The 19,890-nt window shown below is 21.8% G+C and carries 25 protein-coding genes and 2 pseudogenes; 5 read left to right on the top strand and 22 right to left on the bottom strand.

The features are described 5' to 3' along the window. Positions 1–11 precede the first annotated feature (11 nt). From AACL24_RS11905 to AACL24_RS11885, 5 genes and pseudogenes are all read right to left on the bottom strand, one after another. Positions 12–767 (bottom strand): annotated as a pseudogene (locus AACL24_RS11905) (RsmB/NOP family class I SAM-dependent RNA methyltransferase). A 531-nt stretch (positions 768–1,298) separates the two neighbouring features. Next, a protein-coding gene (locus tag AACL24_RS11900) for an IS5 family transposase (RefSeq protein WP_339045885.1) occupies positions 1,299–2,128 on the bottom strand; the annotation gives its coding sequence in 2 pieces (ribosomal slippage) (positions 1,299–1,732 and positions 1,732–2,128; 831 coding nt in all). A gap of 41 nt (positions 2,129–2,169) precedes the next feature. Beyond that, a complete protein-coding gene (locus AACL24_RS11895; RefSeq protein WP_339046919.1) occupies positions 2,170–2,382 on the bottom strand; it encodes a hypothetical protein in 213 nt (70 codons plus the stop codon). A 154-nt stretch (positions 2,383–2,536) separates the two neighbouring features. After that, positions 2,537–2,905 carry a SemiSWEET family sugar transporter gene (locus AACL24_RS11890; RefSeq protein WP_339046917.1) on the bottom strand — a complete coding sequence of 123 codons (369 nt, stop codon included), beginning with the start codon at positions 2,903–2,905 and terminating at the stop codon, positions 2,537–2,539. Between the two features lie 5 nt (positions 2,906–2,910). Further along, on the bottom strand, positions 2,911–3,258 hold the full coding sequence (locus AACL24_RS11885) for a SemiSWEET family sugar transporter (RefSeq protein ID WP_339046915.1): 348 nt from the start codon (positions 3,256–3,258) through the stop codon (positions 2,911–2,913). Between the two features lie 616 nt (positions 3,259–3,874). Between AACL24_RS11885 and AACL24_RS11880 the strand changes: the two genes are divergently transcribed. Next, positions 3,875–4,150, top strand: a complete 276-nt coding sequence (locus AACL24_RS11880) for a hypothetical protein (protein WP_339046913.1) — start codon at positions 3,875–3,877, stop codon at positions 4,148–4,150. Positions 4,151–4,492: 342 nt separating this feature from the next. Here the strand turns inward: AACL24_RS11880 and AACL24_RS11875 are convergent, their stop codons facing one another. The 5 genes from AACL24_RS11875 to AACL24_RS11855 all read right to left on the bottom strand — a co-directional run bounded on the left by AACL24_RS11875 (position 4,493) and on the right by AACL24_RS11855 (position 7,489). Then, on the bottom strand, positions 4,493–5,356 hold the full coding sequence (locus AACL24_RS11875) for a DegV family protein (RefSeq protein WP_339046911.1): 864 nt from the start codon (positions 5,354–5,356) through the stop codon (positions 4,493–4,495). 171 nt (positions 5,357–5,527) lie between these two features. After that, positions 5,528–5,743 carry a single-stranded DNA-binding protein gene (locus tag AACL24_RS11870; protein ID WP_339046909.1) on the bottom strand — a complete coding sequence of 72 codons (216 nt, stop codon included), beginning with the start codon at positions 5,741–5,743 and terminating at the stop codon, positions 5,528–5,530. 148 nt (positions 5,744–5,891) lie between these two features. Next, positions 5,892–6,815: a hypothetical protein gene (locus tag AACL24_RS11865; protein ID WP_339046907.1), complete on the bottom strand. Its 924-nt coding sequence runs from the start codon at positions 6,813–6,815 to the stop codon at positions 5,892–5,894. Beyond that, complete coding sequence (locus AACL24_RS11860; protein WP_174481476.1) at positions 6,815–7,066, bottom strand: hypothetical protein; 252 nt, start codon at positions 7,064–7,066, stop codon at positions 6,815–6,817. The genes AACL24_RS11865 and AACL24_RS11860 overlap by 1 nt, the downstream gene beginning before the upstream one ends. A gap of 9 nt (positions 7,067–7,075) precedes the next feature. Next, entirely contained in the window at positions 7,076–7,489 is a 414-nt protein-coding gene (locus tag AACL24_RS11855) for a hypothetical protein (RefSeq protein ID WP_339046904.1), read from the bottom strand. Positions 7,490–7,576: 87 nt separating this feature from the next. Here AACL24_RS11855 and AACL24_RS11850 point away from each other — a divergent pair. Next, positions 7,577–8,406, top strand: a protein-coding gene (locus tag AACL24_RS11850; protein ID WP_339045885.1) for an IS5 family transposase whose coding sequence is annotated in 2 segments (ribosomal slippage) — positions 7,577–7,973 and positions 7,973–8,406 — 831 coding nt in all. Because the reading frame shifts where the segments join, the coding sequence is not laid out codon by codon here. Between the two features lie 190 nt (positions 8,407–8,596). Here AACL24_RS11850 and AACL24_RS11845 read toward each other — a convergent pair. The 7 genes from AACL24_RS11845 to AACL24_RS11815 form a co-directional block, all read right to left on the bottom strand. Further along, a complete protein-coding gene (locus tag AACL24_RS11845) occupies positions 8,597–9,835 on the bottom strand; it encodes an IS256 family transposase (RefSeq protein WP_339046650.1) in 1,239 nt (412 codons plus the stop codon). A 105-nt stretch (positions 9,836–9,940) separates the two neighbouring features. Beyond that, positions 9,941–10,147 carry a hypothetical protein gene (locus AACL24_RS11840; RefSeq protein WP_339046902.1) on the bottom strand — a complete coding sequence of 69 codons (207 nt, stop codon included), beginning with the start codon at positions 10,145–10,147 and terminating at the stop codon, positions 9,941–9,943. A gap of 704 nt (positions 10,148–10,851) precedes the next feature. Continuing rightward, on the bottom strand, positions 10,852–11,037 hold the full coding sequence (locus AACL24_RS11835) for a hypothetical protein (RefSeq protein WP_339046900.1): 186 nt from the start codon (positions 11,035–11,037) through the stop codon (positions 10,852–10,854). A gap of 1 nt (position 11,038) precedes the next feature. Then, a complete protein-coding gene (locus AACL24_RS11830) occupies positions 11,039–11,212 on the bottom strand; it encodes a hypothetical protein (protein ID WP_339046679.1) in 174 nt (57 codons plus the stop codon). Positions 11,213–11,215: 3 nt separating this feature from the next. Next, the gene (locus AACL24_RS11825; protein WP_339046898.1) at positions 11,216–11,509 is read right to left on the bottom strand and encodes a hypothetical protein; all 294 of its coding nucleotides are present in this window, start codon (positions 11,507–11,509) and stop codon (positions 11,216–11,218) included. 2 nt (positions 11,510–11,511) lie between these two features. Then, entirely contained in the window at positions 11,512–11,937 is a 426-nt protein-coding gene (locus tag AACL24_RS11820) for a hypothetical protein (RefSeq protein WP_339046896.1), read from the bottom strand. Further along, a complete protein-coding gene (locus AACL24_RS11815; protein ID WP_339046894.1) occupies positions 11,888–12,208 on the bottom strand; it encodes a hypothetical protein in 321 nt (106 codons plus the stop codon). Before AACL24_RS11815 ends, AACL24_RS11820 begins: the two co-directional genes overlap by 50 nt. A 375-nt stretch (positions 12,209–12,583) precedes the next feature. Here AACL24_RS11815 and AACL24_RS11810 point away from each other — a divergent pair. After that, positions 12,584–13,704 (top strand): annotated as a pseudogene (locus tag AACL24_RS11810) (IS3 family transposase). Positions 13,705–13,706: 2 nt separating this feature from the next. Here the strand turns inward: AACL24_RS11810 and AACL24_RS11805 are convergent. The 4 genes from AACL24_RS11805 to AACL24_RS11790 form a co-directional block, all read right to left on the bottom strand. Then, complete coding sequence (locus tag AACL24_RS11805) at positions 13,707–14,084, bottom strand: hypothetical protein (protein ID WP_339046893.1); 378 nt, start codon at positions 14,082–14,084, stop codon at positions 13,707–13,709. A 1-nt stretch (position 14,085) separates the two neighbouring features. Then, a complete protein-coding gene (locus AACL24_RS11800) occupies positions 14,086–14,334 on the bottom strand; it encodes a hypothetical protein (protein WP_339046891.1) in 249 nt (82 codons plus the stop codon). An 893-nt stretch (positions 14,335–15,227) separates the two neighbouring features. Further along, positions 15,228–16,835 carry a hypothetical protein gene (locus tag AACL24_RS11795; protein WP_339046889.1) on the bottom strand — a complete coding sequence of 536 codons (1,608 nt, stop codon included), beginning with the start codon at positions 16,833–16,835 and terminating at the stop codon, positions 15,228–15,230. A gap of 394 nt (positions 16,836–17,229) precedes the next feature. Beyond that, complete coding sequence (locus AACL24_RS11790; protein WP_339049445.1) at positions 17,230–17,445, bottom strand: transposase family protein; 216 nt, start codon at positions 17,443–17,445, stop codon at positions 17,230–17,232. Positions 17,446–17,696: 251 nt separating this feature from the next. Between AACL24_RS11790 and AACL24_RS11785 the strand changes: the two genes are divergently transcribed. Both AACL24_RS11785 and AACL24_RS11780 read left to right on the top strand, forming a co-directional pair. Beyond that, positions 17,697–18,134 (top strand): transposase family protein, encoded by a 438-nt coding sequence (locus AACL24_RS11785; protein WP_339046404.1) that lies wholly within the window; start codon positions 17,697–17,699, stop codon positions 18,132–18,134. Between the two features lie 7 nt (positions 18,135–18,141). Beyond that, positions 18,142–18,549, top strand: a complete 408-nt coding sequence (locus AACL24_RS11780) for a transposase family protein (protein ID WP_339045908.1) — start codon at positions 18,142–18,144, stop codon at positions 18,547–18,549. Between the two features lie 229 nt (positions 18,550–18,778). On the opposite strand, the gene AACL24_RS11775 is transcribed toward AACL24_RS11780, so the two are convergent. Then, positions 18,779–19,219 carry a transposase family protein gene (locus tag AACL24_RS11775; RefSeq protein WP_339046887.1) on the bottom strand — a complete coding sequence of 147 codons (441 nt, stop codon included), beginning with the start codon at positions 19,217–19,219 and terminating at the stop codon, positions 18,779–18,781. Between the last annotated feature and the right edge of the window lie 671 nt (positions 19,220–19,890).

Below are 19,890 nucleotides of genomic sequence, written 5' to 3'. Positions count from 1 at the left end.
AAACTGTCCCTCTATATTCCTTTTTTTAATTTACAAATATAAAATCCATCAGTATTGTTATTAAAACCAAAAAATTGTTTTTCTGCAATGATTGTCATATCTGGGTGATTTTTAACAAAATTCTCAATTTGATTTTGATTTTCTTTAATATTGAAAGTACAAGTAACATACACAACTATCGCTTCAGGTTTTAAAAGTTGATAAGCCTTATTTAATAATTTTGCTTGAACAGTAATTAACTGATTAATTTCTTCTTTACTTTAATTGATAAGTTTAACTTCTGGTTTTCTTTTAATTAAACCTCAAGCAGTACTAGGAGCATCAATTAAAATTTTGTCAAATTTATTATTAAAATCTAATATTGTAGAATCACCATATTTAAGTTCAGTATTTGTTACGCCTAATTTTTTCAAATAAGTAGCACCAATTTTTAATCGTTCTTCATTTATATCACAAGCAACTATCTTACCGTGATTAGACATTAAAGCTGCCATATGGGCTGTTTTACTAGCAATTCCTGCACACATATCTAATACTTCATCATATGGTTGTGGATCTAAAATATGACTAACTAGCATACTTGCTTGATCTTGTTTAATAATTTCACCATTTTCATATAATTTTGTGTTAAAAATTGACTTTGAACTAATAATACCATCAGATACTATCTCGCTTAAACAAAAGTTAAAAGATTTATAATTTTCATTGTTTAACACTTTATTAACAGTAGTTTTTAATGTATTAACTCTAAAACTAATTAATGGCATTCTTAAGTTATCTTTTATCAATTGATTTGCAATATTAATACTAAATTGTGATTTTATTAAAGAGTATAATCAACTAGGATAACTATATTTAATTAATTTAATATTTTGTTTACTTTCGTTTTGTAAGTTAAATTCTGATCTAAATTCAGTAAAACATAAATCTAATACTTTAGAAATAATAAATGTTAGTTTATTATCAATGGTGCTTACTTTTTTTAAAGTATTTTCAATGAAGATTTCTTTATTAGTAATTTCTAAAAAATAGATTTCATATAAAACTATTCATAATAAAATAGTTATGTGAAAAGGAATAGTAATTACTGATTTCAAAACATTTCATATTTGATTTAATAGACTTCTTGCAAAACTATGATATTAATCATATTTTTTAAGTTTAAAAATTTATTTTAATAACACTTTTAATATTTTTTAAAAATTATTATTCAAAATATGTTTTATTTTTTGTCATTAAAATACAACAAAAATTATTATTTCAAATAAAAAAATAAAATATTAAATTATCAAATATATTTAAATTAATAATTGTAAATTATAAATTGAAGCTATTAAATTAAATCTTAATGCAAATTTTTTTCTTCTATTTCGATATTTTTCACTAATAATTTTAAATTTTTTAAGAATCGCAAAAACATGTTCAATAACAACTCTCATTTTTGAAATAGCCTTATTATTTTTCTTTTCTTCTTTAGTTAAAGGGTTTTTCTTTGATTTTCGTTTAGGTAATAAGACATTTTTATGTATGTTTTGTATACCTTGATATCCTAAATCTACTAAAATAGTTGTTTCTGATAAAAATTTCGTTTTTGAATTTTTTAAAATTTTAAAATCATGATTTTTACCATAAGAAAAATAAGAACTTATAATTTTTTTACTATCTTTTTCAATTATGACTTGAGTTTTTATTGTATGTTTTTTCTTTTTTCCTGAATAATATTGTTTTTGACTTTTTTTGGGCGTTGAATAGTACTTTCAGTCACATCAATGATAACTGTTTTATCTTTAAAATTATTATTTAACAGTGATTTTTGCCCATCAAGTTGTTGAAAATCAGGATGTTTTATTAAAGTATTTTCTATTCACTTGATATTCCTATAGCAACTACTTTCACTAATTCCATAACTTTTAGCAATATGAAAATAAGTTCGATACTCTCTTCAATATTCTAAAGTCATTAATAAACGATTTTCTAATGATAATTTATTAGGTGTACCACCATTTTTAAACTTTTTTACTTCTTCTGTCTTTAAAATTTCTAGAATTTTATTAAAAATAATATCATTTATACCAGTTAATCTTAATAATTCTGGATTATTAATAGTTTTTAATTTATCAAACATCATAGATTACCTATCTTTTTTATTTTTAATTTTATTTTAAAAATTTAATTTTTAATAGATAGGTTTTGCAAGAAGTCTAATATATAATCTAAATAAATTTGATTTTTTAAGGTTCCTAGTACTATCTTTTCAATTGCTTCTTTTTCTGATAATGTTAGATTTTTATCTCGCATCATTTGTGCTAATAAAACATTACAATGACCTTTTTCTAGGATTACTTGTACTAGAATTTTATAAACATCATTTTGAATTATCATTATTTAACCCCACAGAATTTTTAATTATAAATATATTATAACTTAAATTATATTTTTAATTTTGATAAGTATTTTACTACTATAACTATTAAAAAATGCATCATTACAATGCATTTTTAGTAATAAATTATTATTTTTAATAAAAAATAAACTATTAAAAGTCACTCTTTATATTTACTTTACCTTTTCATTTTTTACAATCTTCACCATATTTATACATATTATTAATTTTAATACCAAGAATAATTCCTGATCATATTGCACAAGGTGTATTAGGACAAATTATAACTAAATCTTTCATTAAAATTGTTGATTCAGATCCACCATGATATGATAAATGAATAATGCCCCATAATACTCATAAACTGTTAGCTGTTGTATAAAGAATAAATGTAAGTAAAGAAATACCATCTGTTTTTTTAGTTTTTATTGTTTTTAAAGACTGTGGACAAAATGCTATAACAGCAATAAGTGCTCCAATAATCCCTATTATAGTAATAATTCATCATTCAGTATTTGCCATTATTTTTATTCCTCCAAAGTTTTAGCATTTTTGCCCAACGTTTTCATATTTTTTACTTTAACATAAATAATACAATTAGTTGCAGTCATTGTTACTGTATACGGTATTATTAAGGTAGAACCTCAAATTGCAATTTCAAGAGTATCAGCACCTTCTGGTCACATTACTGGTAATGTTACTGAAAGTATTCCAAATATCAAGAAAAAAAGATTAGCAATATTATAAATAATATAAGTTGATAAGATTATATGTTTAGTTTCCTTAGTTTTTATTGTTTTTATTGCTTGTGGAATAAATGTTATAATAGACAATATTCCGGCTAAATAACCTATAATTCCAATAAAAGTTTGCATTTTCATCCTCCATTAAATTTTAAAAATATCTTAGTAGTTTTTTTAAAACTATTAATATACTTATTTCTTGTTTTATTAACAATAACATTATTTTACTTTTTATCATTTAAAATAGAAAGTGTTTAGTTAATATTTTTTCAAATAAATCTAAAAAAATGAAAAATAATTTATAATAAAAAAATAAAAAACCACTAAAATAGTAAAAATTTATTTAAAATAAAATAATAAATTTAAAAAATATTAGTTAAAAATTAAATAAAATTTTAATTTTAATTTTACAATAAATATAAAATTATGAAATAAATTCGCCTTTTTATAAAAAAGTGAATTTATTATTGTATATTCATTTTTTCAATTATAGACTTAAATTAAGATTTACTTAGAATTCAAAAATAAACAATAAATAATAATTTTTCAATTAAAACTATATTCTATAAAAAAATAATTTGTTATCAATTTATGTTATTAACAATATTTTTAATATTGTCATAAATTTAACTTATCATTTTATTTTTTATAAATTTACAAACTAATTTAATGTTCTTACACCATTTCATATTTTTTTAAAATCCTAAATATTATAAATATAATCTATGTTCTAAGTAAATCTTAAATTATGGGAATATATAAAAAAGTATTGGAGTTAAAAATGAAAAAAAATAATTTTATTTATGCGAGATATCATAAAGAAGATAACTGTTTAGATGTTTATGACACTATGGAAGAAGCAATATTAAAAGTTTACCACATTGATAAAACTAATAAAAAACGCTATTATCAAGTCTATAATAATATTTGTCGTTCTTATCAAAAATATAAAAATAATTTTGGAAATGTTGTTTGTTATGAAGGTTTTTGATTTAAAATACCACTAAATGAAAATGGCTATTAAAATTAAAAAAATAAAATAGTTATACTATGAAATGGTTAAGGATACTTAATAAAAATATTTTTTAATTTTATAGTTAAAACTCAATAAATTAAAAAACCATTACTTTGATTTATAAATATTTATTTTATTAAATTTTTTCAATTATTTCTTTAGTTTAAAACTTTAATTATTAATAAGAATTTAAATCATAATATTTAATATTTTATTATTTATAAGTTGAAAAAATCTGAATGTTAGTAAACTAAATTAACCTTTACTAACATTCTTTTTTAGATTTAAAGTTTTTTATATATTTTCTAAAAAACAGAATACTTAATCATTTTTTATAAAACTACTTTTTTATTAGACTTCTTTTACTCATTGATTAGGTACTACTGAAAAACCAATAGTATTATTACCAGTATGTGTTTTTAAAATATTACATAATGGTTCAACTTTATATTTGGTAAATCCTCTATTTTTTACTTTTTTAATTGCTTCATCAATAATATCTTTTCTACATCAACCATCAATAATATATATTGTTTCTTTAGTAACATCTTTAATTTTAGTAATAATATCTAACATTTCTTCCATAGCTTTACTTAAGGTTCTAACTCTACCAATATTATCAATTGTTTCTTTACATCTTAAAATTGGTTTAAAACGTAAAAAATTACCAATTCTTGCTTTACTCATTGGTAATCTACCACCACGAGCCAAAAATTTTAAATCATTAGGAGCAATATAAGATTCATAAGTTTTACGAAATTTATTTAAAATTCCTAAAATTTCAGGAATTTTTTTTCCATTTTTAACAAGAGTAAAAGCAATTAAAACCATAAATTTTAAAGTTATTGAAGCAGCACCTGTTTCTAAAATATGAACTTTATTTTTATATTTTTCTTCTTTTTGTAAAACTTGTGAACTTGCATATTGTCCTGAAGCATTATTAGCAATTGGTAAAAATAAAATTTGATCATATTTACTTAAAGCATTATCTCAATATTGTTCAAGTTTACCACGACTAGTTTGACTAGTTTTTAAAATACAGTGTTCATCAATCATCTTTTTACGAATTGTTTCGCTATCAATATCAATGTTATTATCATCATAAGCATTTTCTCCTTCAATAATATTTAAAGGAATAATTATTATTTCAGGATATTTTTTCATATCTTCAACGGTAAAACCAGTAGCTGAATCACTTACAATTCCAATTTTCATTTTGTTTGCTCCTAACCTTTTATACTAATAAATTATAGTAAAATTATAACAAATTTATTTTACTATATATCGTTTTAATTTGAAAAAATATAAAGTGACTATAAACTTATTAGTAGTAAAAATAAAAATGGTCTTAATTAGTCAATAATTAAGACCATTTTTTAATTACTTTTAAGTTAAATAAATAATACGATCAGCAATAATTTCTGTATAGTAAAAATCATTAGCTTTATTAGCAAATGTTTGAATTCTACCTTTAATACCAATAATTGCATTTTTTCTTAATAGTGTTTTTAATTCCTCTGTATTAGCTATTCAAGTTTTAATAGTGATAAAATCAATTTGAAATTGATTTTGACGATTTTTAAAAGGTTTTTCAACAGCCATTATAAACTGGCCGTATCCCAGATATGACTAGATTTTAAACCAAGTATATAGGGGCTTTGCCCCTAGTTGCTTCGCAACTCACCCCAGTGGCGTAAACGCCACGGCCAACCAACCAAGGTTCTGGTTGGTTTCGACCAATAATATAGGTTTACTCTTTTTTAACATCTTTCTTATTTTTCTTAGAATATTTATTTCTATAATAACAAGTACGGCATACAGTATTTTCAGTTTCTTTCTTTTCAGTTTGTAATATATTAGCCAACTTATCTAATCCTACTGCTCTAATATCATCAACAGTAAAATCTAATGGTTGTGATTGTTCATAGTCTTTAACAGTACTTAATTCACTCTTTAACGAATGAATATAATTTAAAGCACGACTATTATATCTTTGTAAATAAGACCTAGGAAATCATAAACTAAAAGTCATAGTTTCACCACTATAACTAGGTGGTAATCCACCACGTTTAATTATTCGCTTTGTTTGTCTTTTAGATAATACAACTTTATTATAATCATCAACATTAGTATAAATATTTAGTTTAAACTTAACTAAAAATAACAAAATACGCATTGTTTTAACTTGCACAATATATTCAACTTTTTCACGTGCTTGTTTTGGTATTCTATCGGGATGTTGTTCAATCATATACATAATTCCATTAAAGTTATGACCTATTAATTTACAAAACATTCCTAAACTTTCTTGTGTTTCTTTAAATTCGGGCGACAAATCATTACTATTAATTTTCAAACCTAACTCATCTAAAACAACCATATCACACTCTTTAAAAGCATAATTACTATTTAATTGATTAAATTTAAAAACATCATCATAAGAACAACGATAACTATACTCATTAGGAACTTTAATAGGAATAGGACTTACTACCCTACCCTTATGTTTTTGTGCTAAACAACAAGCAAGAGCAGATTTACCAGTACGTGGTGGTGCTGAAATTATATAACTACCTACACGTTGTAATATTTTTATATTTTTTCTAGTTATTAAAAATGGATAAAATATTATTAATAATATAACTCCTAAAAGTAAATAACCATATCAAGGCATTATTTAACCACCTTACTTTTATTTTTAAACTTATTTTTAATTCAAAAACAAAACTCTACAAAATATGAACTTAAAATAAAGGGAAAAATAAAATCAAAAAAGAAAATTAAAATTTTTGAACCAAAACTAGCATTTTCAAAAAATAACTTTAATTTGTCTACATCAAAATCAAAAAATAACGCAGTAAGCGATGATATTAAAAAACAAAAAATAACTCCACTACAAATTTCAAATAAATCTTTCTTTTTCATAATAAACTCCTAACCAACTAAAAATCCTACTGCTTTTAAAAATACTCATAAAGTTAAAACTTGTTCTAAACCACTAGTAAAATCAACATTTAAAACAGAACTAATAGTATCATCAAAAATACGTCTCAATAATCCGTCAAGTTTAGCAAAAAATTCTCTTAAAGGTTCAACGGGTAAAACTTTACCAACAACACCATAAAGTACTCATCTAAAAGCATTACGCAATTGACCAAAAACATCATATCAACTAACTCGTTCATACTCAGGATTAAAAGGACTATTTGGTGGAACTGGTGTTACTTTCTCACTTGAAAAAATATTAACTTGACCAAATAAAACATCTGGTGGAATAGTTAAATCTGTAGTTCCATGAATATCAAAAAATACAGTTAAATGTCTTAAATTTGGAACACGCACCGGCATAGATATAAAATTAGACTTCTTGCAAAACCTATCTATTAAAAATTTAATTTTTAAAATAAAATTAAAAATAAAAAAGATAGGTAATCTATGATGTTTGATAAATTAAAAACTATTAACAATCCAGAATTATTAAGATTAACTGGTATAAATGATATTATTTTTAATAAAATTCTAGAAATTTTAAAGACAGAAGAAGTAAAAAAGTTTAAAAATGGTGGTACACCTAATAAATTATCATTAGAAAATCGTTTATTAATGACTTTAGAATATTGAAGAGAGTATCGAACTTATTTTCATATTGCTAAAAGTTATGGAATTAGTGAAAGTAGTTGCTATAGGAATATCAAGTGAATAGAAAATACTTTAATAAAACATCCTGATTTTCAACAACTTGATGGGCAAAAATCACTGTTAAATAATAATTTTAAAGATAAAACAGTTATCATTGATGTGACTGAAAGTACTATTCAACGCCCAAAAAAAGTCAAAAACAATATTATTCAGGAAAAAAGAAAAAACATACAATAAAAACTCAAGTCATAATTGAAAAAGATAGTAAAAAAATTATAAGTTCTTATTTTTCTTATGGTAAAAATCATGATTTTAAAATTTTAAAAAATTCAAAAACGAAATTTTTATCAGAAACAACTATTTTAGTAGATTTAGGATATCAAGGTATACAAAACATACATAAAAATGTCTTATTACCTAAACGAAAATCAAAGAAAAACCCTTTAACTAAAGAAGAAAAGAAAAATAATAAGGCTATTTCAAAAATGAGAGTTGTTATTGAACATGTTTTTGCGATTCTTAAAAAATTTAAAATTATTAGTGAAAAATATCGAAATAGAAGAAAAAAATTTGCATTAAGATTTAATTTAATAGCTTCAATTTATAATTTACAATTATTAATTTAAATATATTTGATAATTTAATATTTTATTTTTTTATTTGAAATAATAATTTTTGTTGTATTTTAATGACAAAAAATAAAACATATTTTGAACAATAATTTTTAAAAAATATTAAAAGTGTTATTAAAATAAATTTTTAAACTTAAAAAATGGAGGCTTTTATGTAATCTGTGTATCTTTGTTTTACAAAGTACTAGTTTAGATTAATTCTATCTTCAAATTTTATCATAAAATGAGCAATTGCTGTATTTCAATTTTGAATGGGCATTGTTCATTTTTTTGTTATATTTTCAATTGCTAAATAAAATATTTTAAAAACTGCCATATCATTAGGAAAAACTTTTTTATTTCTGATAACTTTTCGTAATTGACTATTTACAGATTCAATAGCATTTGTTGTATAAATAACTCTTTTGATTTCTGTAGGATAACTAATAAAAACCATTAAATTATCTCAATTTTTATATCAAGATTTAGCAATTTGAGGATATTGTTTATTTCACTTATTTTCAAAGGATTCTAAAGCCTGCATTGCTTGTTCTTCACTACATGCAGTATAAATTGGTTTTAAATCTGCAACTAGAGATTTTCTATGCTTATATGAGACATATTTCAAACTATTTCTAATTTGATGAACTATGCATAATTGATGTTCTGTTTTAAGATAAACTGATTGTATTGCTTCTGACATGCCTGTTAAATTATCACTGCAGGCAATAAGAATATCATTTAAGCCACGATTTTTCATTTCTGTTAAATTTGCTAATCAAAATTTAGCACCTTCATTTTCACTAATTCATAAACCTAAAACATCTTTTTTACCTTCTAAATCAACTCCTAAAGCTATATAAACTGATTTATTAATAATCCTTTTATCTTGTCGTACTTTCACTACTATGCAATCAAAATAAACAATCGGATAGACACTTTCTAATGGTCGATTTTGCCATGCTTTTACATCATCAATAACATCATCAGTAATTTGACTAATAACACTTTCACTAATATCAGCACCATGATATAACTCTTGTAATTGCATTCTAATATCTGATAATGTCATACCTTTTGCATATAAAGAAAGAACTTGTTGATCAAAACCATCAAATCTTCTTTGTCTTTTTGCAACTATTATAGGATTAAAATTACTATTGCGATCTCGTGGTACATCAATCTCAATTTTACCTTGTTGAGTTATTATTTTTTTTGAACTTATACCATTACGAGCATTGTCACTATTACTATGTTGATTCTTTTCATATCCCAAATAATTTTGCATCTCAGAATTCAACATTTTTTCTACTAATCTTTTTGTTAATTCTTTATACAATCCTCCCTCTTTAAAAACTGTTGTTAAATCTTCAGTATTTTCTAATAATAAATCTACTGCTTTTGATATTGGATCATTATTATTAATATTTTGCTTTTTAGCCATCTGTAACTCACTCTTTCTAGTCATTTAATTATATTTACTAGAATTAATTAAACATAGTTATTTTTGTAAGTTACACAGATTACTAAACATTACCAAAAAATGTGATTAATATCATAGTTTTGCAAGAAGTCTAATATATTTTTGAGCCATTTTTCTTCTTATTTTTTCAACTTTAATCATATGTTCTTCACAAAAATATCTTACTTGTACATTATCTTTATCTAATTTTGTTGGTAAATTAGTACAATTTGTTATATGTTTACCAAGTTCATTAACTTCACTAAAACAACATGGTATATTTTCTTTATTCATAATTTAACCTTTCTTTTCTAACTCTTTTATTTTGTTTTTGCTTACATAAGTTATTAGAACCTGTTTGGAATCTTTTGAAAAATTATTAATACAGTTTTTGAGTTTTAATTTATGTTAAAAATAACATGATTAAATGTATTTTATTTTTTTTATTTTTATTATTAAAAAAAATATAAGTGCTTTTTAAATAATTTGCCTGTATTTTGTTAAAATTTTTTGAACATGAAAAAAGATCCTAAACAGGTTCTTACATTTATGGGAATAGACTCTACCATAACCACATTTATTATTCTTTTTAATTTTTATTATCATTATTTTTAAAACAATTTTTACAATTTGGTCAATTATAATGTTGTTTACAATCAATACACATTTTCATTAGTTATTTCTCCTTCTTATTTTTTTGGATGTTGAAATTGAACAGCTTTACAATTATTACATCTAAATATTAATTCAATACTTACATCTTCATGTTCACAATTAGTCATTAGTTAATTTCTCCATTTTCTATTTTTTTAATTAATAAACCGAAAATTCCTCTAAAATTTATATTTTTAATATGTTCAAGTAATTTTTCTTTATTAATTTCAACTTTTTTCATTATCTAATACCCTTTCTATGTTCTCTTACATGTTCAATATTTTCTTCATCTCCAATTATTATTTCTCCACAAAAAACACATTTATACTTTGTTCAATATTCCATTATTTATTCTCCTTAATTTCAATAACATAATCAATTTTTATATTTTTATAATTATTTAAATGAGTTTTACATAATCCTAATTTTGTATTTTTTGTAATTGAACAAACATATATTTCTTGATTACTATTATTATTTTTACAAGGATAACTATCACAATATCATATTCAATCATAATCATTAATCATATTATTTATTCTCCTTATTTTTATCTTTCTTTTCTAAATCTTTTGCAATTGAATTTAATAGATTTAAAACTTTATATTCATTTTTTAAATCTATAATTATATAAATTAAAAATATTAAAATAGTTATACTTGTTATTAATATCGGTACTATTAATAAAATTTTTCATAATATCATTTTTTACTCTTTTCATTTTTTAAATCATTTAACATTGATTGAACAAAATGCACGATTTATATTCATATTTCAATTATTAAAGATTTCACCAGTTACTAAAATTTCATCATTTTTGTTTAATAAAATACATCGATTATAAAGTTTTGGGTTATTAAAAATTAAAGTAACATAATTTAATCCATTTCATTGACCACGAACACTATAATATAATTCTTTATTACCTTTTTCGTAATATTTTGCTTCAATACTGTTACTCAGTTTTACTGTTAATTTGACATAATTTGCTTTATCTTTCATGTTTATAATTTCCTTAAATAATATTGAATATGCTTATATGCATCTTGTTCATGTTTTGTAAATTTTATATTTCCTTTATAATTTTCTATTTTAGTTTTATTTTTTGGTTCACTTTCTTGATAATCTCAATTCATAACATCTTGAACTAATACCATTAATGCACCAATAATTTTAGGAGTTGCTAATGGATTAGTTAATAATTGTTTTGAACTTAAAAAGAAATTTTCTACAGTAACTAATATTTTATGATTATCAAAAAATTTTTTTATTCCTGAAAGGTGTTTTTTATAAAAGTTTTTACTTTCTAAAACAGTTTTTGTTTTAAATGTGTTATAAAATAAAATACTATTAGTTTCGCTTGAATATATAACAATTCCATTATTGCCAATACCAGCAGGGTCAATACCAATAATTAAGTCATATTTCATTATTCAAAGTCACCATTTTAATTTCATCTCTTAATTTAATAATAAATCCGAATGGAGTTAAACCTTGTGTATCACCAATATAAAAGGTTTCATAATCAAGTATTCTATTAATTATTTTTTCTTTATATTCATTAATTACTTCTTTTTTAAAATCTTTTCTTAATTTTTCTATATTATTTAAATATTCTTCTGTTATTTCTTTACTACGTTTTTTATTATATTCATTAATAATTTCTTGGTCTTTAACAGAAAATGGTTTTTCTTTATCCATATTTATGCCTCCTACTTAACCTAATATTTAAAATACAGTCATAACAAATTGCTTTACTATTTTTATCTCTTAAAAAATATTTTCTTGTTTTTATATCATCAGTATTAAAGAATAAATAATCAAATTTATGTTGTTTACATGTTCAACAAAAATACTTTTTCATTATGAGTTGAAAGTTCCTTATAAGAAGTAACTATATAATTAATTGGTAAAGCATCATGTTTATATGGATTATTTATTTTAAAACCTTTTCTGTTTTCTTCTCACGTAATGTTATATTTAAAACAAGGATTAGTAATTGGATGGGTTACAATTTATTGGACACTAATTACGTAGACAAGTAAACAAATTTGTTAAAAGAAAGGAACTATAATTATGGCCAATATTAACTCATATACCGATGAATTTAAAAAACAAATAGTAGCTTTATATCAAAGTGGCAAATCAGTATCTTGCCTTGCTAAAGAATATAATGTTACAAGAGCAGCTACTTACAATTGAATTAAGTAATTTAGTAATTCAGGAAGTTTTAAAACTAAAGATAATCGTTCTTTTGAAGAAAATGAATTAATTAAATTAAGAAAAGAATTAAAGCAATTACGAATGGAAAATGATATTTTAAAGCAAGCAGCACTAATAATAGGCAGAAAATAGAAATTATTGTCAAAAATAAAGCTAAATATAAAATTCGCACAATGTGTCGTTTTTTAAAAATATCTAAATCAACATATTATTTTAATTTAAAGAAAAAAGAAAATAAAATCAAAAATAATATTTATGATGAAGCTGTTATTAGTGCTTTTAAAGAAAATAAAGAAGTTTATGGTACTAGAAGATTAAAAAAAATTCTAGAAAACCAAGAAATTTATTTATCGCGCAGAAAAATTAAAAAAATTATGAATGAACATAATTTAATATCAAAATATACTAAATTATCATTCAAAAATCATAATAACAAAGTTAACGATAGTCAAATAACTAATCTTGTTAATAGAAAATTTAAGAATAGGATTAAAAATGAAGTTATTGTTAGTGATTTAACTTATGTACAAGTTAATGGTAGGTGAAACTATATTTGCCTATTAATAGACCTATTTAACCGCGAAATTATCGGACATAGTGTTGGAGTTAAAAAAGATGCATCATTAGTACATCAAGCATTTATGCAATCAAATCGCTGTTTAAAAGATATTCAAATATTTCATAGTGATCGCGGTAATGAATTTAACAATAAAATTATTGATAAACTTTTACTAGCATTCAACATTAACCGTTCTTTAAGTAAAAAAGGTTGTCCTTATGATAATGCTGTTGCTGAAGCAACTTTTAAAACTTTTAAAACCGAATTTATTAATGATAAAAATTTTACATCATTAATCCAATTAAAATTAGAATTATTTGATTACATCAATTGATATAACAATATAAGAATTCACAGCACTTTAAACTACTTAACTCCAGTTAAATATCAACAACAAATGTTTACCAAAAAATAGTCCTAAAAAGTGTTGCCATTCCAAATTTTAGTTTTGTTATCAGTTATTTCACCCATAAATCAACTATTATGCTGTTCATAAAATGTTAATGGTTCAAGTTTTATATCATTAAGATAATATTCTTTTGGAGTCGTTGGTTTATTAACAGTTATTTTTTGCTCAGAAATATATGGTTCTAATAATTTTACTAATTCATTACCATTTAGTTCTCTTTTAACATTGTCTAAATTAAAAACTCAATATGTGTAACTGTTATCAACAATAAAAGAATTATTTTTAATCATCCATTTTGGAAGTGATAATTTATATTCAACATAATCAATAAGAATAGATTGTGGTTTATCTTTAACAATTTGTTCTTTTTTAAATTCTATTTGCATATTAATCTGCACATCAATCACAAACATATCCATATGGATTTTTATAATCCAAATGTTCTTCTATATCATAATCATCTTCATATTTTTTAATATCATGTTGTTCTGCTTCTAATTCTGTTTTAAAGCGATAAAGCATATTCATTTTGTCATCTTCATATAATTCATTACATTCAACACATCTTTTTCTTCTTTTTTTAATTTTATTATCAATCTTTCTTAGTGCTTCATAATCAAGAATTTCTATTGCCATAATAATCCTTTCATAATATGTCCTGTTGCTTTCTAGCATAAAGGACATATATTTTAATTTTTATATTATTAATACTATTCGTTTTATTCATTCCAGAAATTCTGGGCTCAAAAATAAATTGTGAAATTTTAAAAAACATTGAGGCATTCGATTCAATATTTATTTAATTTGTGTTTAACAAATTAATATTTTAATTGAACCGGCACTGCTCAATTTTTTTTACAAGTTTGAAATTTATTTTCTCGCCCAAAAAATTTTTCAAAAAAAATAAAAAATAAAACCAACACTTGCTCACTGGGGAGTGGCAAGGTTGGTTAAATAAAGAATAGAATTAATACAATAGGTCCCTACAACAGGTCTATATATACTAGTTTCCAATTCGCTCCCACCCCAAGAATTACCATTACTGGTTAGTATATTTTATTAGGTATCACTCCACTTTTTATTTATCCATGCAAGTCCACATGTTCTAGCTACTATTTTTAACAACTGTGTTGTAGTTCACTGTTTTAGTTCCCTAACACGTGTTGATAATAGCGTTAAAGAGGGTTATTAATTATTAACTTTCTCCTACTTGGTCATTGCGTGTAGTAGATATTTAAAGGATGTTAATAATAAAAATTTTAAAATTTTACAATTACAAAAAAAAAGACAAGATTTTTATTCTCGTCTTTTGTCATTTATTTTTAATTCAAGGGTAAAAAAAGAAAGGAGCTATTTTTAAAACTTTTTAGTTACCGACATCTTCGACACGCTCCCATAAATTTTTAGAAATGAAAATATAAAAATAATAATTAAAATACTATACAAATTTTTAATTTTAATCAATTTAAAAATTTAAATTATATTAGAAATTTTTTATCATAACAAAAAAATTTGAAAAATAATTTAAATTATCAAACATTAGTATCTGCTTTTTTAATAATTCAATTATCAAATAAAATATGATTATTTTTATGATTCTTAATCATTCCAGTTAAAAAACTAGTGTTTGCATAACGAATAGTTAAATAATTATAACCATGCATACCACCCGCATTTCTTTTAACTTTAAATGTATTATCATCTAATTTTTCCACACTATTTATATCACTTAAAGTAGTATTTTTTGCTCCTTTTCAAAGACCATTTAAAGTAACTGAAATATTACCTTTAATAAGATCTTCGCTTGTAGCTTTAGAATTTATTTTTGAACTAATATAGTCACTAATATCACTCATTTTTTTATTATTTTGAACAAAGTCATCAAAATCTCCAGGATTCATATATATTGTTAAATTATTATTAGTAGTTATATCAATACGCCCTTCAGCAAATGCACTTTTTGTATAAAATATTTTACCTAATGCTATTGCTGTTTGCTCTGCTCATTCACCTTGCGTTTGATTAGGACTAATATTAATAAAATCTAAATTCATTGGTGTTAATCTTAATCCTGAAATGCTTCAATCACTAATAGTGATTTTTCCAAAAGCATTAATTTTCTTTTTATTTTCTTCAGGCACTCCTTGTTTTCCAACAAGTCACTTAGTAATCTCATCTGAAAAAGCTGTTGCTGTTGGTGATAAATAATTTTTCAAAGAATCAATTGCTTCATCAATTGTAGGTTTAGTAAGCGCTTCATACATATGATCACTACTAGCATAAACATCATTTTTTTGAAGCACTTCTGATTGAGCATTAATATCAACTTTAGTAATATTAACTTTATTGTTATTAAGTTTTTCAGTAATTAATTCTTTTGCTTTTTGTAATAAACTTTCACTATCAGTAGTGGCGTTTTCCATTTCTATCATAAAATTTTTTAATACTTTTGTTACATTACTAGTTGAAGCTTCAATTAAATCTTTTAAATTAGCACCAGTATTAGCGTAATTAAAATCAAAAATATTAGATACTTCAATTTCTGTCTTTTTGTTACTTTCATCTTTATAAGATAATTTTAATTTTAAATCTGCAGTAAGTTTATATCACATTGTTATGTTATACGTTGCTGGATCATAATTTTCAATACCAAAATCAGCATTTTCCTTAGTTCAATTGAATTGTTTATTTGTCATTGTTGTTTCATTAAAATCAATTTTTAAAATTTCACTAGTAGTTATATTATTAAATAATGGTTTTAAATCAGATGGTTGTAATAAATAATCCTCAATAATAAGATTTGTAATATCTTTTTGAAGCCTAGTTAAAAATATATCTTTTATTTTACTATCAACTAGAGTGTCACTATCTTTAGATAAACTATTTAAATTATTAGTAATATCTTTTCCAGATTCACCAAATTCATCTTCAAAAGTTAAATTCTTATATTCACTAATTAAATTTGCAAGTCCTAAACTAATTTGCTCTTTAGCTTTTTTTAATAATTCTTGTACATCAGCATTTTCCGATACTTCATCATCAGTATCAGAACTATTACCATTTCCACATGCCATTACATTTACTGCTAATGGTGCTGTTAATCCAAAAATTGCTAATAATTTTAATATTCCCTTCACTCTAGTACCCTCCTAAAATTTCTTTTAATATCTTTTATTAAAGTTTTAGTAAATTCTATAATATTTATAATTAAAATGTTGTGAATATATTAATTTTAATATTTATGTAAACTAATAATTTGATTATTTTTCTACTTATAATATATTATAAGTATTAATAGAAACTAAACTATTCATATTCTATATATAAATTAATTTATTATAATTTTTGTAATAGACTTCTTGCAAAACTATGATATTAATCACATTTTTTAAGTTTAAAAATTTATTTTAATAACACTTTTAATATTTTTTAAAAATTATTGTTCAAAATATGTTTTATTTTTTGTCATTAAAATACAACAAAAATTATTATTTCAAATAAAAAAATAAAATATTAAATTATCAAATATATTTAAATTAATAATTGTAAATTATAAATTGAAGCTATTAAATTAAATCTTAATGCAAATTTTTTTCTTCTATTTCGATATTTTTCACTAATAATTTTAAATTTTTTAAGAATCGCAAAAACATGTTCAATAACAACTCTCATTTTTGAAATAGCCTTATTATTTTTCTTTTCTTCTTTAGTTAAAGGGTTTTTCTTTGATTTTCGTTTAGGTAATAAGACATTTTTATGTATGTTTTGTATACCTTAATATCCTAAATCTACTAAAATAGTTGTTTCTGATAAAAATTTCGTTTTTGAATTTTTTAAAATTTTAAAATCATGATTTTTACCATAAGAAAAATAAGAACTTATAATTTTTTTACTATAGACATATTCCGTAATTAAATTTTTTAAAAGTCAATTAATAATTTTAAAATTTATTTTATAATTTTGTTATTAACAATAAATTTAGAAAAGTGTTGATAAAAATGATTTTTGAAAATTTAAAAAAATTAAAAAATGAAGAATTTTATAGATATTTTGGTATAAAACGTTTTCATTTTAATGAAATGTTAGAAAAATTAATTGAAATAGAAAAATTAGAAAAAAATAAAGGTCGAAAAAATAAACTTTCAGTAGAAGAAAGATTAATGATGACTTTATTATACTGAAAAGAATATTATACTTTTTTTCAAATGAGTATTAAATCTAAAATGAGCCCATCAAGTTGTTTTCGAAATATTACTTGAGTAGAAAATAAACTTAGTAACCACAAAGATTACCAATTTTTAAAAGAAAGATATAAATTAAAAATTGATAAAAAACAAGAAAATTCAAATGAATTTCAATTTTATTTAATTGATTCAACTGAGATTGAAATTGAAAGACCAACTAAAAAAACTACAGTTAGAATATTTTTCTGGTAAAAGTTGAATGTATTCTATAAAATTTCAAATTGTATATGATTTTTTTAATAAAAAAATTGTTGATATTTTTGCTGATAATGGTAAAGTGCATGATTTTCAAATATTAAAAAATTCAAATCTTGAATTTTCAGAAAAAACAATAATTATTGGTGATTTAGGATATCAAGGTATACAAAATATTTATAAAAATACAATAATACCAATTAAAAGAACTAAAAATAAAAAATTAACTAAACAAGAAAGAAAATACAATAAGATTGTATCTAAAATTAGAATTAAAGTTGAACATGTCTTTGCTTGATTGAAAAGATTCAAAATTTTAGTAAATAAATGTAGAAAATCTAAATTTAGACTTATGTACTTAAGATTTAACTTACTTTGTGAAATTTTTAATAAAATAAAACCATTAAAATAAAAAAAATATTAAAAATATTTTTTTAAAATTTAAATTTTTATCGAGTTAATATAAAAATATTATTAACAATTTTTTGTTTAAAATGTAAACTCATTTTTTAAACTATTTTTTCAAAAAATATTTATTTCTATATTCAATAAAACTAAATAGTTTTAAAACAATTTTATTGACAATTAATTAAATTTAATTACGGAATATGTCCTATCTTTTTCAATTATGACTTGAGTTTTTATTGTATGTTTTTTCTTTTTTCCTGAATAATATTGTTTTTGACTTTTTTTGGGCGTTGAATAGTACTTTTAGTCACATCAATGATAACTGTTTTATCTTTAAAATTATTATTTAACAGTGATTTTTGCGCATCAAGTTGTTGAAAATCAGGATGTTTTATTAAAGTATTTTCTATTCACTTGATATTCCTATAGCAACTACTTTCACTAATTCCATAACTTTTAGCAATATGAAAATAAGTTCGATACTCTCTTCAATATTCTAAAGTCATTAATAAACGATTTTCTAATGATAATTTATTAGGTGTACCACCATTTTTAAACTTTTTTACTTCTTCTGTCTTTAAAATTTTTAGAATTTTATTAAAAATAATATCATTTATACCAGTTAATCTTAATAATTCTGGATTGTTAATAGTTTTTAATTTATCAAACATCATAGATTACCTATCTTTTTTATTTTTAATTTTATTTTAAAAATTTAATTTTTAATAGATAGGTTTTGCAAGAAGTCTAATATTTAAATTTTTAAAAAGAAAAAATAAACTACTCAAATTGAGTAGTTTTAAAATATTTTAGTTAATTAAAATATTCGATAAATAGGCATTATTACTAAAACAATATACTTTAATTTAAAATGATAGAAAAATTTGGGAGATTGTCAAAAATCCGGAATAAATTAATTCATATAGTCGTATTATAATTTTAGACAAGAAATAATTTGGATTTTTATGAAATTGTATTTAAATAATATATTTTTTTAAAAATATTGCAACTAAAATACTTATAATTAAATTTAGTAAGTGCTAAACTTATGAAATAATGTTAAGGAGAATTTAAAGATGACAATTAAAGCACTTAAAAAATTACAGTTAATAACCGTATTACTATTTATTTTTAGTATTTTAATTATGACTATAGGTTTAACTCTTATAGGTTCTTGTGATTATCATTCTCATATTTATAATTTATTAACAAAAAAACATATAAATCTAGAAAAAAATGGATTTGAAATATTAAGTACAACCAGTATAATCCATATTTTAGGTTGTTCTCCGAAATTTGTATGCTCAATAACTAATTGTAATGGAAATTATTATAATTGAATTCA

Origin of the sequence: Spiroplasma endosymbiont of Colias croceus (genome assembly GCF_964020095.1) — a bacterium.
GTDB lineage: Bacteria > Bacillota_I > Bacilli_A > Mycoplasmatales > VBWQ01 > Spiroplasma_E.
This window is presented reverse-complemented; position numbering and strand designations above follow the sequence as displayed.